Here is a 14,403-nt window from a genome sequence, read left to right on the forward strand (position 1 = left end):
ACCGGCCGGCATGCCGAGACGCGGCAGGGTTTGGAGCGAGGCAGGGCTCGCAACGAACACGACAATTTCCGCGATGCAACCGAGAGTCAATCGCGGTGCGGTTGTATGGTTCAAGCGAACTCAACGATGAGCGGCTGCAGCTACCGTCGGACAAACTATCCTCCTACGTGCCCGATCATGCAACGGCATGTGGCTCCAGGCCGCAGGCCAGCTTGCCAGTGCTCATCTGCGTGTAAGGTGATGGATTGCCTGTCCCCAGTTTCGTACTAGGCAATGCCACGGGATGGACCAACCAGAGAGTCACACGAGCCGGTTCTTTCGCAGAACCGGCTCGTGTGTGCTTAGCTTGGTCCGAAGCTAACCTAGAATTCAATTTACTCGTTGTAGAATTCCTGGATGGCCGGCTCTTGGAGCACGACGTCCCAACGAGCGGCAACGTTATCGAGCGCGTCACGGGCGTCGAGTTCACCAGCGCCGGCTTTCGCCAACTCTTCCAAAATGATGGGGCGCATTCTATCCCAACCTGGGATTGGCTGGCGACCAAGACCTACACTCTGCAGATTGTTCAACAAGCCGGACAAGAAAGCGTTTTCCTGCACGTAGGGAGCCTTGGCAGCCACCGACACACGCGGCGGCAAGAAGAACGTCAACTCGTCATAGGCGATGAGCACGTCGTCTTCATGTACCGTGAGCAAGAGATCCCATGTGACGTCTGGGTTCTTGGTGGCGGCGCCCATACCCAGCCAGTCGTTGAAGGAAAGGCTGACGGCCCGCTGGTCGCCCATGGGCTCCGGCGCGACGTAGATTTCGTCGACGTTTTCCGGGGCATCTGTTGCAACGCGGCGGCCGATGGCGGCGTTACCCCAAATCATGGAGACATAGCCGCCGGCAAAGCCCGCACCGTAGCCACTGAATTCCGGCCCGACGTAGGACGAGCCATGAGGATTGAAGCCCCGCTTGCGGCGCAATTGGAATTCCAGTCCCGCGATAGCTTCAGGGCTGTTGACGAACCCGGATGCCTTACCATTGGTGACCCATTGCACGCCGTTCGACTCGACAATGCCGTTCAATTCGGCTTCCTCGGGATCACGACCGAGATTGCCAGGGCTGAACCCATAGCGCTCGACTTCTTTACCCAATACTTTCCACTTTGTCATGGTGGTGGCAAAATCGGCCTGATCATCCATGGTCCACGCGGTTGGCGGCGTCAAACCGGCCTCGGACATGTGGTCATCTCGGAGCCAGTACGAGCGATTGGCCGCCATCATGGGCATGCCCTGCAATTGCCCTTTGACGCGAACGGTATCCAGCGTGCTGGGCAGGAAGTCCGGCTCCATGCCCCAGGTGGCAAAGTAGGGGTTGAGCGGTACTGACAGCCCCGCCATGTAGATTGAAGGCGCAATTGCCTGCCCCATCTTGAAGAGATCGGGCATCTGGCCGGCGGCCAAGCCAACCGAAAGTTCCACAAAGGTATGGGCTTGTCCCCCCGTACGGGGCGTAAAGACCACTTCGCCGTTGGGATACTTCGCTTGAAAGCGTTCGTTCAGGATGCCTTCCGCCCATGGCTGCCAGCGGCCGCCGTCCTGCACGCTAAGCTTGACTTCCTCTGTCTTTGGCCCTGCTTCCGCAGCCGGCTCCGCAGCCTTCGGCTGGTCGCCGTCCATCTCGCCGGTCTGTGTCTCTACTTGTCCGCAGGCTGCCAGCAAGCCAAGTGCGCCAATCGTAGCGCCGGAAGCCAGCAAACTACGTCGAGTCATGTGCGAAATTCGCATAGTCCTCTCCCTCTTCAAGGTGGTGCTTTGATACGAACCAAGACTACCCCGGCGGCGTACACACGCTTTGCCGCCATAGCTGCCTTGTGAGCAATATACATAAGCATTCGCGGGTTAGTCAAGCAGCCCCAAGTCTTGGATTGGATGCCAGGGCGTTGCGGGCGGACTGCATCGACGTGCAACGTTGTGCCGCTCCGAACTGCACATACTTGAAGAGCTCAAGTGAACGGCACTTCCGGGCACCCCACGACCGTGGGCGATCTGACCGGCTGTTTGCCACGTCGAAATCGCCCTGCTACACTCATGCCAGCATTTTGCATTGCAGCAAGAGGAGCGCGTACATATGGCGGTTCACGCCTTTCAAGTGTCTACCCAGGTGCTCAGCGGCACTGGGACCATAGCAGAGATTGGCCCCGCGCTTGCGGCGCAAAATCACACGTGTGTTCTCGTCGTCACGGACCAAGGCATCGTAAACGCCGGCTTGCTCGCTCCGGTTACCCAATCGCTGCAAGATGCCGGGATAGCACATGCAATCTTCGCTGAGGTGCAAGCCGACCCGGAAGAGAGCATCGTGGAGGCCGTAGTTTTAGCCTATCAAGAGGCCGGCTGTGACGGTCTGCTGGCAGTCGGTGGCGGCAGTTCGTTGGACGTGGCCAAGGCCGCTGGTGTCGTAGTCTCTAATGGCGGCGCGGTGGCCGATTACGAGGGCTTTGACGCATTTGAGAACGACCTGCCGCCGCTCTACGCTGTGCCAACCACTGTAGGGACCGGCTCCGAGGTCACGTTTGCCGCAGTGATTACCCTACCCAGCCAGCAGTTCAAGATGTCCATCCTGAGCACGCGTCTGGCGCCCCGCATAGCCTTTCTCGATCCCGCCATGCTGACCACGTTGCCGCCTCATGTCGTGGCGCATTCGGGCATGGATGCCCTGACCCACGCGGTGGAGGGCATGACGTCGCCGCTTTCGACTCCCTTTACCAATGCCTTCAATCTCCACGCGATTCATCTAATCAGCCGGAACCTCCGCGCCGCGGTTGCCAACAGCGGCGACATGGCTGCCATTGGCGAGATGCAGGCGGCTGCCTGCATCGCAGGCATAGGCTTTGCCCACTCACGACTTGGCATCGTCCACGCCATGGCCCATCCCGTCGGCGCGTACCATCACCTGCCGCACGGGCTGAGCAATGCGCTCCTGCTCCCCCACTGCCTCGACTTCAACCGCATTGGCTGTGAACCGCAATTGGCGGCAGTGGCCCGCGAATTCGATGCGACCTTTCCCGGTCAAACCGAACGAGAAGCCGCACTCGCGGCTATCGACGCGATCAGAGATTTGGAGTCCGACATTGGCATTCCTGCATCGATGGGTGAAACGGGTGTAACCGACGAGCACTTCGATGCCATTGTCAAGGACACCTTCCGCAGCCGCAACGTCGGCATCAATCCACGCAAAGTGACCGAAGATGACATCCTACAGATTCTCTACAAGGCGCTGTAGGGACATCTCACTTTAGAGTGCTGCCAGCCTGCCCACCGTGACTGCCAAGGAATCTTGCCACGCCAATCCAATTGCCGTAAGTGGAAAGGCGGCGCGCGTACTAAACCATCTCAGTTGGCCCTACGACGACTGTCTTTCCCTCGCGCGCCTTGAAATTGGAATGGCACGAAGTCTATTCAAGCCGCCACTTGAGAGAGCGTGCGACGATAGCCAACGAGCCCAAGCCGAAGACTGCCAAGATTGCCAAGTCTCTCAGCAAGGTGGCAGTGATTTCCGGCTGCAGGGCGGCGCGAAAGGCCTGGGCGGCGTAGGTTGGCGGCAAGACCATGCCGGTGTACTGCAGGATGGCGGGAAGGCGGTCGAAGGGAATCATTACCGGCGCAAAGAACATGATGAAGAACATCGTTGCTTGCGCCACAAGGCCTGCGACGCGCCAGTTGGGGATTCCCAGGCCGATCGCGGCACCCACGCCCGCGAGCGAAATGGCGCTGAGCGGTACGACAGCGAATATGAGCGGGTTGAATGCCAGCGGAAAGCCAAAATACCAGCTACCCACCAGCAGCGTAATTATCATGCCGGGAATGGCGGCCATGCCGTTGCCGGTGACCACCGCCAAGATGAAGGCCGTCTTGCTGATGGGCAGCGAAGCGTAGTAAAGAATGGCGCCGTTGCGCCTTGATTGGGCCATGTCTTGGGCCACCATCATGATCCCTAGCGTGACCAGCGACATAACGGCTGCGCCTGATACAAAGTACCGGCCTAACTCCGGTTCCCGCGATCCGGAGATAAATGAAAATGCAAAGACCATACCAAGATTGAGCAGTACTGAAATAGAGAGAATCATCGTCAGCCACTGCCGAAATTCCAATATGATCACGGCAGACAAATGAACGTAGTTTTGCCAGAAGTGCTTCAGGCTCGTCCACGCCGCATGTAGTTGCATACTGCTAGTGCTTGTCATAATGATGCTTTCACACTACAACCGTTCAGCGCCCACAGGGTCCGGCTCGGACACTTCTGCCGGTTCTTCACCCTCCGTGTCTTCCAGGGATCGACCGACAACCTCTACGTAGACGTCCTCGAGAGAAGCCGTTGCCAAGCGAAAGTCCTCCACCGCATCGGCGCCGATTTCAGCCAAGACCTGGTCTATGGTCTGCCCTACCCGCGCTTGCGGCACCCGCAAGAGTACGTGCTGCGGTCGGGGGAGATGCAGCGCGCCGAGAGTGCTCAGTTTTTCTTCCTGGGCTCGAGAGAGCGCAGCGCCGTCCCGCAGCCAGAGTTCGAGTCGGATTGTATCGCCCAGGCGGCCCTTCATTGCGCCGGGCGTACCCTCGGCGAGTACGCGACCTTCGTCGATTAGGGCAACCTTGTCCACTACCCGCTCGGCTTCGAGCACGTTATGCGTTACCAAGAGACAGGCGGCGCCATCATAGACTACTGCCCGGCGGATAGCATCCCAAACTGCCCGACGCCGCAACGGATCGAGATCGTTCGTCGGTTCGTCGAGCACCAGCAGCGGCGGGCTGCCAAGCAGGGCCATGATGAAGCCCGTCATGCGTTGCATGCCGCCTGAGAGCTGGTTTATCGGCTTGCGCCGGATTTCATCGACCTCAAACTGCTCGATATACACGTCTCGCTGGCGAAGTGCCTCCTTGTGCGGGAGACCCTTGAGACGTCCGGTAAAATAAATGGCTTCTTCCCCCAGCAAGTCGCGCATTGCAAACGACGTCTGCGGCAAATAGCCAATCATGCGCTTGACGCGCTCAGGATCCTGCTCCGCGTCTACGCCAAATACCCAGACGTTCCCCGAGGTAGGCCGAACGAGACCCATGACCTGCTGGACGAATGTGCTCTTGCCTGCGCCGTTTGGGCCGAGCAAGCCGTAAACTTGGCCGCGAGGCACGGCAACGTCCAGTCGGTCATTTGCCAGCACGCCATTGCGGTAAACTTTGGTCAGTTCCGTTGCCTCGACAGCAAGTCCAGGGGTTTTCAAGTGCGTGCTCCTCAATGTGATCGCGTAATTTCGCCCCGTCTCTTTAACCACTGTACCGTCTTGTGCCATCACACTCCAAGTCGAGGAAGACCCAGACTCTGCCGGTTGAACGGTGCATCGGGCTAAGCGTGGCCGATTACTTGACCGAAATCGGATGGGGCAGCGGTTGGTTGAAGAGATAGCCCTTCTCATTGAAGGGAGTCTTGTCAGGCTGGGTATTCCCGGCCGTGTCCGTCGCCCGGGTCATGAGGGTGTGCGCTCCTGCCTGCGCATCCCAGGCGAATTCGAAACGCGCCCAAGAGTGCTGGATCTGCGGTTCAAGTACCCTGGTCTCATTCCAGGTTGCGCCGGCATCGACACTCCAGTCCACGCGTGCTATCGCGCCAAACGGCGAGTGCGCGTACCCGTGCAAACGGTGCGGCCCTGCGTCCAATTCAGCAGGCCACGGGAGCGCCAGTGCGCTCTTGATCACCTGGGTGGTGAGCACTTTGCCCAGCGCTTCTCCCTCACCTGGATACGCGTCGCCTATGAGCACGTAGGAGGTCGTGTTGTTACGCGTCCAGAATTGGCTAGCAGAGACTACAATGCGGCTCAGCCACTTGACGCTGGCACTTCCCACCCAACCGGGCACGAGCGCCCGCAGCGGATAACCGTGGTCCTGGGGCAAGTCTTCACCGTTCAAACCGTAGGCCAGCAGAGTGTCGGGGTCCCGAGCCTTCTCAATTGGCAGGGCACGGCGCCAGCCTTCCTCCGGCGACTCAGTGTCCAGACCGATGAGCAGCACACTGACTGCGTCTGACGTGACCCCCGCCAACTCAAGCACGTTCCCCAGGGAAACACCGGTCCAAACGCCGTTCCCTACGGCGCCGGTCATCCATTGGGTGCCCTGGGCCGCCTGTCCCATCACCAGATCGAACATTGCCCGCTGGTTACCGGCGCACTCGAGATAGGAAATCACCGTCCTACTGGGCAGGCGCTGGATGTCTTTGAAAGAGAATTCCCGTGGGCGGGTCACCGCATCGCCTTCTACGGAGAGCCGCCAGCCGTCAACGTTGACGTCGATACTGGCAGAGTTGTTGCGTACGAAGAATAGGCGGCTTGGTGTTATGAATCCCTGCATGTTCTCCAGGCGGGACTCCAAGCCATTCTCCCCATGCCTGAGAAAGGGCGCTGTTTCTTTGAAATAGGCCGCTGGTTTGTCCGAAGCTGCGTTGGATGAACCCTCTATTGAACGTGTAGACTCTTCCGGCGCGTGCTCAGCGTCAGCGGGGACGCGAATCTCAGCGCACGCCATGAGGACCGCTGCCAGTCCTCCGGTTCCCAACAGATGCAGGAGCGTACGGCGGTCGACGCCTCGTTCCCGGGCCAGTGAAGTAAGCCAATCCGGCAGTTCAGAAACTGATTGCATCATTGAGCTTCTCGTTGAGAGTGATTTTCACATCTGGCAATCTACGCGCCGGCACGGGCGGCGACAAGAAAAGACCCCCATGCACGGGGGCAGAGCAAGTGTAGGTGCATTCCGCGTTACGGGTCTCGTGCCCACCTGGCGAGCGCCTTTTGCGGCGAGGCGAGTTCCTCGATCGCAGTGTAATAGTAGTCCTGCCACCCCTCTTCGGGTAGGCCCGTGAAGAGCATGAGGTTCAAGGGGTACATGCCGCTGTCGGTCGCGGTGCGCAGATCATCCCGGAAGAGAAACGTCGGCTTGCCCAATGCAATGGCCATGCCTAACTCGACCATTACGCCATCATCCGGGGGAACGCCATTGACGACGGCAAAGATGGCATCAGCCGCCGCAACGTCACGGTAGTCCGCCTGGCCGATTTGATACGCCCAACCGGGCGCCGAAAAGTCCACCTGGTTGTTGCGCTCGAAAGGCTCCCACACTTCCAGATCGAGACTCTCCAGCGCGGAAATCAACGGAGGAAGCAGCAAGGCTTTCTGCTGGTCAGAGAACCCATAAGGATTGGCGAGGTAGACGGTTTTTGCCAATGCGCGCCTCTTTCGCCGAGAGTGACTGCGGCAACGATCCTATTCGGACGGATCGAGCAGAAGCGATATCGACGTAGGAATGAACATCAGCGCAAGCGCTATGTCGATGATGATCCAGAGCTGGGTATCGCTATTAACCGGATCCGACCACTGCACGCCAAACCAGTTCCACAGGTGTGCGATGAGCACTGCTGCCGCGCAAAAGAAGAGTACGTTGGCCTCCAAGTACCTCCGAGTAACCGGCGAGTCGCTCCCTTCAGCACCAGCATTGCGCTTGCGTTCGATCGCTATGAGAAGGACTGCGATCACGCCAATGATCTGAAGTGGATTCAATACTTGCCAAACCGGAAGTGACGCATCGGACCAGGTTGGATCGTAGAACTGGGTGGCGAGGAAGTGCAAGGTAACTGCAGCACCTACCACGAGCAAGTAAACGCCTGCCAAACGCTTGAGCGCAGCCATGCTGAACCCTCCCTACAGCATAGAGACACAACCGAGCACATGGTTTGAAGAAGCTGGCAATTTGGTAGCGGGGGAGGGATTCGAACCCTCGACCTTCAGGTTATGAGCCTGACGAGCTGCCACTGCTCCACCCCGCGTCACATACGCACTGTAAATGCGTCCGCATCGCAGATGAGTACACATCTCTGGTGCGTGTTGAGTAGACCGATAAGCCCCATTCTGTCGCGGACAGCCATCTATCTTGGGCCGCAGCTTGCGCCGCGCCTCTTTGCGGCCTACCCGGGACTCCGCGAGCCGCCTCAACGTCCCTCTCTTGGCCTTGCTCCAGGTAGAGGTTACCCTTTTCACTCCGGTCGCAATCGCATGTAACGATGGCAACCGGCCGTAGTCTCTGTGGCCCTATTCCTCGCCTCACGGCGGACGGGTGTTACCCGCTACCCTGCTCTCTGGAGTGGGGACTTTCCTCACTCTGTCCACAACGTGAAGTGTGGACTCTGCGCGGCTGTCTAGTCTACTCAGCATTAGGCAGTATAGCACGGCATGCCTCACCACACAACCGGGCGATGCTACGGTTAGCACCACAGTTCGGTGTGAGAAACGGAGAAAGGCCATCGGGCGGCTTGGCCTGACCAAGTTGTTTGGAAGCCACTCCCACCGACGAGTCCCTATCGACAGGGGGCCTGTCATGCGGGAGGGTCGCAGCACCCTCCTGTTTTGGCCAGCCTTGAGATTAATTTGGACCTGCTATTCGGCAATCGATGTTTACGCTCTAGGTACCTGCTTGCGAAGTAGTCTTTTAAGCACTTTCCCACTCGCGTTACGAGGCAGATGATCAAAAAAGAATATCTTCCTCGGAACTTTGTATGCGAATAATCTCTCACGAGCAAAGCGCTGGAGTTCTTCAGCCGTAGCAGGAGTCCGAAGCACGATCGCTGCTGCTACTTCCTCACCAAGAACATCATCTGGCACTGAAAATACCGCCGCTTCAGCGACGGCTGGATGTTCGTACAGCACGTCCTCCACTTCTAATGACGAGAATCCCTGAGTACCTCTGCGTATATTGTCTTCCGAACGGTCAAGTAGGTAAAGATTTCCATTCTCATTAACGAACCCCAAATCTCCTGTTCGTATCCAACCGTCTTCAAGAAATACCTGCGCCGTGCGTTTCGGATCACGAAAATACCAGCGCCGAGGAAAGCCGACGCACCTCAGCCAAATCTCTCCTTCTTGATTAGGAGGTGCTTCCAGACCATTATCGTCTGAAATGCGTACTTCTTCTCTGCCAACCACGCACCCTTGAGAATCTGCTATGCCCACGGGACGCCCAAGTAGGCCGCTTGGAAACGGGCGTGCTGGATCATAGGTCACCCTAATCCCGGGAAGCGAAGCTTCATTCGTGCCATATCTGATAGTAAGCAGCGCTTGGGGGAATGCGGCTTGGAGCCGCGGAAGTAGTGCGGGGGGTGTTCTAAGGGACCCGAGGAAGATGCGCCTCAATGATGAAACATCGTAACGTTCATAGGCCCCCGATAGGAGTACTTGCTGTGCCATGGTCGGAATCAGGTCTGTAAAATGAGCTCTATGCTCCTCTATGAGGGCACAGAAACGTTCAGGATCAAACTCACGCATGATAATGGAACGTCGTGGCAGAGTTCCCGGCAGCATGAGGAAAGGGTGCAGCATTATTAGAGTCCCGGCTGTTTCTAACCCTATAGTCACGATGGCCACTGGGTGTTCTATATCATTGAATTCTGGGTCCGGAGGGTGAGAGTAGTAATAGCGGCAGGGATAGCTGGCGTTGCCATGAGAGCATGCGATGGCCTTGGGTGGTCCTGTGGTTCCAGAGGTATAGAGGATATGACATATGTCGTCTGGCACGACCGAACTCTTGAATGGCTCTTGTCGATGTCCGTTCTCTAGCTCATCAAGACTACTTATCCACCCTGAAAAGCCAATTGGCGCCAACTCGGGCAAACAAATAACGCCACTGGCCTGAGAGTGGTCGAGCCTGTAATTGACATCCTCAACAGCCCCCTCGCTTCGAAGGTGCACGGCGATTCCGCCTGTCTTCTGCACTCCAAAGTATGCCACTGAACAATCGATCCAATTTAGATTGTCAAATCGCAGACCGATTCGATCACCTTTTCTGACACCACGTTCGATCAGTCCACGAGCAACTGCATTTGATCGCTTGTCCAATTCGGCGTAAGTTACTGCCTCGCCTCCATCCACAATTACGGCAAGTTCGTCAGGATGAGTGGCCGCTCGCATACGAACTACATCCGGGAGTGTCCTCATAGCCTCTGCCCTCATCGCCTCACCTCGTTTCTGTTGCTTCGGGCTATTACGCCGCTAGTCTTCTCGCCACGGCAGACGCCAGAGCCCCAGCGCTATGCATACTAGCGCGAAGCCTGCCAGTACAGCGAGTTCGACCACAACATCGGTGCGACCGGACAACGACTTCGTGATCCCATCAGCGGCATAGCGTAGCGGCGAAATGTAGCCCAGCGCCTTTAGCAGCAAGGGCGCTTGCTCCATCGTGAAGTAAACGGGCGACAAGGCCGCAAGCACGATCGCCAACAGAGAGGCGCTGATGTTACCGGCCTGCAGCGTGGGGGCGAAGCTGACGACGAAAATGGTTAAGCCAGCCATCGTCAGAACCGTCAAGACAAGGCAGGGTACGAGACCCCAAGTGATGCTTATATCCACGCCGGCCGCGACCCCGAAGCCAAGCAGCATCACAACCGTTATGACGCCGGATATGGATGAATAGGCCAGTGAGCCGAGGATGTACGCGCCTTTTGACACCGGCATCGTAATGAGCAGCTTGAGGTAACCCATGAATCGTTGCGCGACCGCGTTCTGTCCGACGAGCATGCCGATGGAAAAAGCCACACCGAAAACCAACGTGCCGGCGAGCAGGCGGCGCACCACGGCCGGATCGTCAGGCGCAATCGCTTTGGTTACGTAGAACCACGGAATTGGGAAGGCGGCTGCCGCCAGCACGATCAGATACCACTGACGCATAATAGGTATGAAATTAAGCTCGAAGACCGAGACGACATCGGACATGAACTTTGTGAAGCCTCTGGTCCGATAGTGGCCCCGAGTAGCGTTAGGGTCTGGGTTTACCCAGCCCTCGGTTTGCCGTGGCGAATCATCCATTAGGTTGCAGCCTCTTCGTCCAGTGGACGTTTATTGCGCGTGAGACCGAGATAAACGTCTTCTAGGGTTGTCCTGGAGACGGTGTACTGGCGGATGCCCTTGGCTTGCACCTGTGCGACGAGTTCTTGGTCGGTGGCGCCATAGACAGTCTCGGTCTTGTCCTCCGTGTCGAATGTAATCTTGAATTCGAACCCATGTCCGGCCTTGAGATTGTCTACAGTATCGAGAGCCAACAACGTGCCGTCTTGGATGATGCCAACCCGGTCGCACAAGACTTCGGCCTCCTCCATGTTGTGGGTCGTGAGCAGAACGGTCGTGCCCTTGCGCTTGTAGCCAAGCAGCAGTTCCCACAAGTCGTGGCGCGCCTCGGGATCGAGGCCTGCGCTGGGCTCATCCAAGACCATGAGCGGAGGGTCAACCAGCGCGGCGATGCCGACGAGGAGGCGACGCTTCAGGCCTCCGGACAACTCTTCGGCGGGCTTATCCCGGTGCTCCTCAAGCCGCAGGTCGGCTATCAATTCATCGGCCCGGCGTGACGCCATCCGGGCAGAGAGGCCGCGTAATTTACCGAAGATACGCAGGTGGTGGCGTACCGATAGCTTGTAGTAGACTTGGGCCTCTTGCGGCATGACGCCCATATAGCCCTTAGCCTCATTGTAGTGGGCCACCGCATCGATCCCAAAGACACAGACTTCGCCTGAGGTCGGTATCAGCTCAGTGGTGATCTGCCGCACGAGTGTGGTCTTGCCCGCGCCGTTGGGACCAAGGATGCCCAGCAACTCGCCGGGTTCAACGGTTAGCGAAAGCTCTCGATTCGCCCAGGTGCCGTTCTTGTAGCGCTTGCTGATCTGCTTGATTTCAACGGGTGGTGCTTGCATAGAGAATAAAATCCCAACGCTATTAGTAAAATGGGCAAAAAACACCTGGTTAGACTCGACCTTGCTAACCTGCCCTTTAGACGAGCATGAATCGAAACCATTGCTATGTTTCGTCTAATGAAATGATATAGTTGTGTAATGGTCGATCTACGATCCAGTGTGGCTTTGCCTTGATAGCTCTATCCCTCGTTCCGCCAACGATTTCTATTCTGAATTCTGCCATCTGTGGCATCTCAAGGTCACGCCATTCTGTGTAGAGCTTGCTTAATTCCTCAATTGCAACTTCATGACCAACTAGGCGGTAGACCCCGGACGTTATGGCAGCCCACCCTTTTCCTTCCATATCGAGACCTATGCCGCTTGCGACTACTTGACGGCCTTGTCTAAGATTTATTAGACAACACTGCCCTGATCGCAAACCCACGTAAAACCAGAAATCTCTCAGTCTCTCTAGTCTATCCTCCACTATTCCATCCCAAAGGGGCCACTCACATACTCTTTCATCGAGCTGCTTGAACCGGAGCCCCCTGATGTCCTCGCTATAGAGTTGCCCCTCACCCTCAATCTGTTCGATCGCTGCGCCAACCGAACCGACCACGCGGCCTAGGACTTTGTCAGACTCCCGCCATACTTTCAAAAGGGAATACCATCCCCCAAAATACATTGGGACGAGCAGATAACCATGGATACCCAACTGAGTAATCCAATGCGGTGAAATGTCCGTACATCCGACGGTCACCAAAATTCTGTCGAATGGCGCTTTAGCAGTTCTTCCGTAGAACCCATCCAAATGAAGAACTTCAATGTCTCCGTAGCCTTCCTCCGCTAGACGGTTGGTTATGCCCTCCACCAAGTTCCTGTTGACGCCTACCGTGACTACCTTCAATTGACTTTCGACAATCTCTGAGAGCAGTGCCGCCTCGTAACCAGTGTTTGTACCGATGTGAAGCACGTTCATCCCACTTTGAAGCTCAAGACTCTCAATCATAAATGTGACAAATTCAGCCGCGAGCGTACGTCTTGGAGCCCCTGTATCATCTGACACAATGATAGGACCTCCAGAATAGATCGCTCTGAGATGTTCAAAATCAGGTGCCAGGCGATCCAGTCTTGCTCTCCGATACTTGCCACAGTTGGCCAGGTAGAAATCGTCGATTAGCTTATGAATTTGCACAGTACAGAGAGCTTTTTCCATTGCGGACGAGAATATTACTCCCTGCATATTCAGACGATTTACGTATCTTTGTATGTATGCCTGAACCACAACCGCCACCTATAGATGAGACATCAGTTACGAACTCAAAGCATACGCCTCGCGCCGGAATTCCAGCACGAGGCGCATAGGTAAACCCCCAGCCACTTCTGTTTTGTTGGAAGAGACTACGGTAGGCAGGTCTTAGGTTCCAAACACAGGAACAGCAACTTCCCGCTGAGGAATTGAGATCCCTTCTTCCTGTAGAGCATCCGAAAACGCTCGATCAAACTCATCGATGTGACCATGTTGAGCCTCTGCAGGTGTATAGTAGGAAGTTGCTCTATACTCCATGATTCGGCGATCGTCCTTCACCTCCCAGTGATCACGTAGGAACTTGAAGTTCCATATTTCATCGAAGGGAAGCGAGTTATCGTTGTCAAACATGTATCGACGCCTAACTAACTCATAGAAGTATTCGCCATTTTCGCAGAACATAGTCTGCCCGTATATTCCATGTACCAACCCTCTATCAGACTGGCTTAAGAAGATGGAATAGCCTGGGGACGTTTCTATGCGCTTCGGCAAATCTCCTTCAAAATGCCCCGTTACAGTTGATTTGCCTCTCTTCATCATAGTTTCTCCAGGATGCCAAGGCTTAGCCATCTCGAAGTGTGATGATTGCTGGTATTGACCGATAACGCTCCCGTCAGGATGGACTAGCGTATAGTCTACTTCAGCGTGATGCGGCAATCCTATCACGCTGAATAGATTGACAGCGCCGTTGATCGACCTAGAGTATATGCAGAAATTAATAGAAAGTATGGAATACTTGCTTGCCGCCATCATAGCATTACCAAGCTCAGGAACGTCTTGCCAATCTATCACTCCCCCATTTACATTTGTGGGCGCATCGTACCAGGCCAAAGCAGATCCATCTAAGCTATACCCATTCAATTCCCCCTCAAGATCAACCTCGGCAAGTACCGAGCGCGGTGGTTCAGGAACTGTAACAGCAGCTATGAGAACTCCTTCTATACTGGAATCAGAGTACTTTCTGAAGAGTAACAGCATCATATTGTAGATGTCAAGGATTTAATGATTAAGAAATCTGATGATGCTGATAAATGATTTAAAAGGGATACTTAAGAAGGGATCGTAGGCGAGGATACGAAGGCCGAACGGCTTCATCAATGGCTCAACTTCTCTGGGCCGGACACGGCACAAGAAAGACCGTAAATGAGGCAGGCACTGAATGAGGATATAGGGGAAGGCTATTTTAGCAGGTGGAGGGTGATGAAGGGGGGTGTTGGTAGGAGAGAGTATGTGAACAAGGGATAGGCGGGAATGGGTAAAAAACCCTAGAAAGGAGGTGATCCAGCCGCAGCTTCCGCTACGGCTACCTTGTTACGACTTCACCCCCATCATCAGCCCCACCCTCACGACGCGCGTCCCCG

General features: G+C 56.0%; 12 protein-coding genes, 1 tRNA gene, 1 rRNA gene and 1 other RNA gene. 1 reads left to right on the forward strand and 14 read right to left on the reverse strand.

From position 1 onward, the window contains the following. Positions 1-374: 374 nt before the first annotated feature. The gene (locus OXE05_11225) at positions 375-1,772 is read right to left on the reverse strand and encodes an extracellular solute-binding protein (GenBank protein MCY4437892.1); all 1,398 of its coding nucleotides are present in this window, start codon (positions 1,770-1,772) and stop codon (positions 375-377) included. 343 nt (positions 1,773-2,115) lie between these two features. Here OXE05_11225 and OXE05_11230 point away from each other — a divergent pair, with 343 nt between their 5' ends. Then, the gene (locus OXE05_11230) at positions 2,116-3,267 is read left to right on the forward strand and encodes an iron-containing alcohol dehydrogenase (protein MCY4437893.1); all 1,152 of its coding nucleotides are present in this window, start codon (positions 2,116-2,118) and stop codon (positions 3,265-3,267) included. 172 nt (positions 3,268-3,439) lie between these two features. On the opposite strand, the gene OXE05_11235 is transcribed toward OXE05_11230, so the two are convergent. The 13 genes from OXE05_11235 to OXE05_11295 all read right to left on the reverse strand — a co-directional run. Continuing rightward, complete coding sequence (locus OXE05_11235; GenBank protein MCY4437894.1) at positions 3,440-4,210, reverse strand: ABC transporter permease; 771 nt, start codon at positions 4,208-4,210, stop codon at positions 3,440-3,442. Between the two features lie 33 nt (positions 4,211-4,243). Continuing rightward, a complete protein-coding gene (locus OXE05_11240) occupies positions 4,244-5,260 on the reverse strand; it encodes an ABC transporter ATP-binding protein (protein MCY4437895.1) in 1,017 nt (338 codons plus the stop codon). A gap of 136 nt (positions 5,261-5,396) precedes the next feature. Next, positions 5,397-6,671, reverse strand: a complete 1,275-nt coding sequence (locus tag OXE05_11245) for a sulfite oxidase (protein MCY4437896.1) — start codon at positions 6,669-6,671, stop codon at positions 5,397-5,399. 113 nt (positions 6,672-6,784) lie between these two features. After that, a complete protein-coding gene (locus tag OXE05_11250; protein MCY4437897.1) occupies positions 6,785-7,249 on the reverse strand; it encodes a nucleoside 2-deoxyribosyltransferase in 465 nt (154 codons plus the stop codon). A 39-nt stretch (positions 7,250-7,288) separates the two neighbouring features. Then, entirely contained in the window at positions 7,289-7,711 is a 423-nt protein-coding gene (locus tag OXE05_11255; GenBank protein MCY4437898.1) for a hypothetical protein, read from the reverse strand. 62 nt (positions 7,712-7,773) lie between these two features. Next, positions 7,774-7,848 (reverse strand) — tRNA-Met (locus OXE05_11260). Between the two features lie 55 nt (positions 7,849-7,903). Then, positions 7,904-8,229: RNase P RNA component class A (rnpB, locus tag OXE05_11265), an RNA gene on the reverse strand. 244 nt (positions 8,230-8,473) lie between these two features. Next, the gene (locus OXE05_11270; GenBank protein ID MCY4437899.1) at positions 8,474-10,024 is read right to left on the reverse strand and encodes a class I adenylate-forming enzyme family protein; all 1,551 of its coding nucleotides are present in this window, start codon (positions 10,022-10,024) and stop codon (positions 8,474-8,476) included. A gap of 39 nt (positions 10,025-10,063) precedes the next feature. Beyond that, entirely contained in the window at positions 10,064-10,876 is an 813-nt protein-coding gene (locus OXE05_11275; protein ID MCY4437900.1) for an ABC transporter permease, read from the reverse strand. Continuing rightward, positions 10,876-11,754 (reverse strand): ABC transporter ATP-binding protein, encoded by an 879-nt coding sequence (locus tag OXE05_11280; GenBank protein MCY4437901.1) that lies wholly within the window; start codon positions 11,752-11,754, stop codon positions 10,876-10,878. Before OXE05_11280 ends, OXE05_11275 begins: the two co-directional genes overlap by 1 nt. A gap of 103 nt (positions 11,755-11,857) precedes the next feature. Continuing rightward, positions 11,858-13,018, reverse strand: coding sequence for a class I SAM-dependent methyltransferase (locus OXE05_11285; protein ID MCY4437902.1), 1,161 nt, complete (start codon positions 13,016-13,018; stop codon positions 11,858-11,860). A gap of 132 nt (positions 13,019-13,150) precedes the next feature. Further along, a complete protein-coding gene (locus OXE05_11290; protein ID MCY4437903.1) occupies positions 13,151-14,023 on the reverse strand; it encodes a hypothetical protein in 873 nt (290 codons plus the stop codon). A 288-nt stretch (positions 14,024-14,311) separates the two neighbouring features. Then, positions 14,312-14,403, reverse strand: a 16S ribosomal RNA gene (locus OXE05_11295); the annotation flags it as partial.

This window comes from Chloroflexota bacterium (genome assembly GCA_026710945.1).
Classification (GTDB): Bacteria; Chloroflexota; UBA11872; order VXOZ01; family VXOZ01; genus VXOZ01.

What these genes read in the sequence shown, in the direction of transcription:
- OXE05_11225 (MCY4437892.1), bottom strand. Translation starts at nt 1,772, where the DNA reads ATGCGAATTTCGCACATGACTCGACGTAGTTTGCTGGCTTCCGGCGCT.
- OXE05_11230 (MCY4437893.1), top strand. Translation starts at nt 2,116, where the DNA reads ATGGCGGTTCACGCCTTTCAAGTGTCTACCCAGGTGCTCAGCGGCACT.
- OXE05_11235 (MCY4437894.1), bottom strand. Translation starts at nt 4,210, where the DNA reads ATGCAACTACATGCGGCGTGGACGAGCCTGAAGCACTTCTGGCAAAAC.
- OXE05_11245 (MCY4437896.1), bottom strand. Translation starts at nt 6,671, where the DNA reads ATGATGCAATCAGTTTCTGAACTGCCGGATTGGCTTACTTCACTGGCC.
- OXE05_11255 (MCY4437898.1), bottom strand. Translation starts at nt 7,711, where the DNA reads ATGGCTGCGCTCAAGCGTTTGGCAGGCGTTTACTTGCTCGTGGTAGGT.
- OXE05_11270 (MCY4437899.1), bottom strand. Translation starts at nt 10,024, where the DNA reads ATGAGGGCAGAGGCTATGAGGACACTCCCGGATGTAGTTCGTATGCGA.
- OXE05_11275 (MCY4437900.1), bottom strand. Translation starts at nt 10,876, where the DNA reads ATGGATGATTCGCCACGGCAAACCGAGGGCTGGGTAAACCCAGACCCT.
- OXE05_11280 (MCY4437901.1), bottom strand. Translation starts at nt 11,754, where the DNA reads ATGCAAGCACCACCCGTTGAAATCAAGCAGATCAGCAAGCGCTACAAG.
- OXE05_11290 (MCY4437903.1), bottom strand. Translation starts at nt 14,023, where the DNA reads ATGATGCTGTTACTCTTCAGAAAGTACTCTGATTCCAGTATAGAAGGA.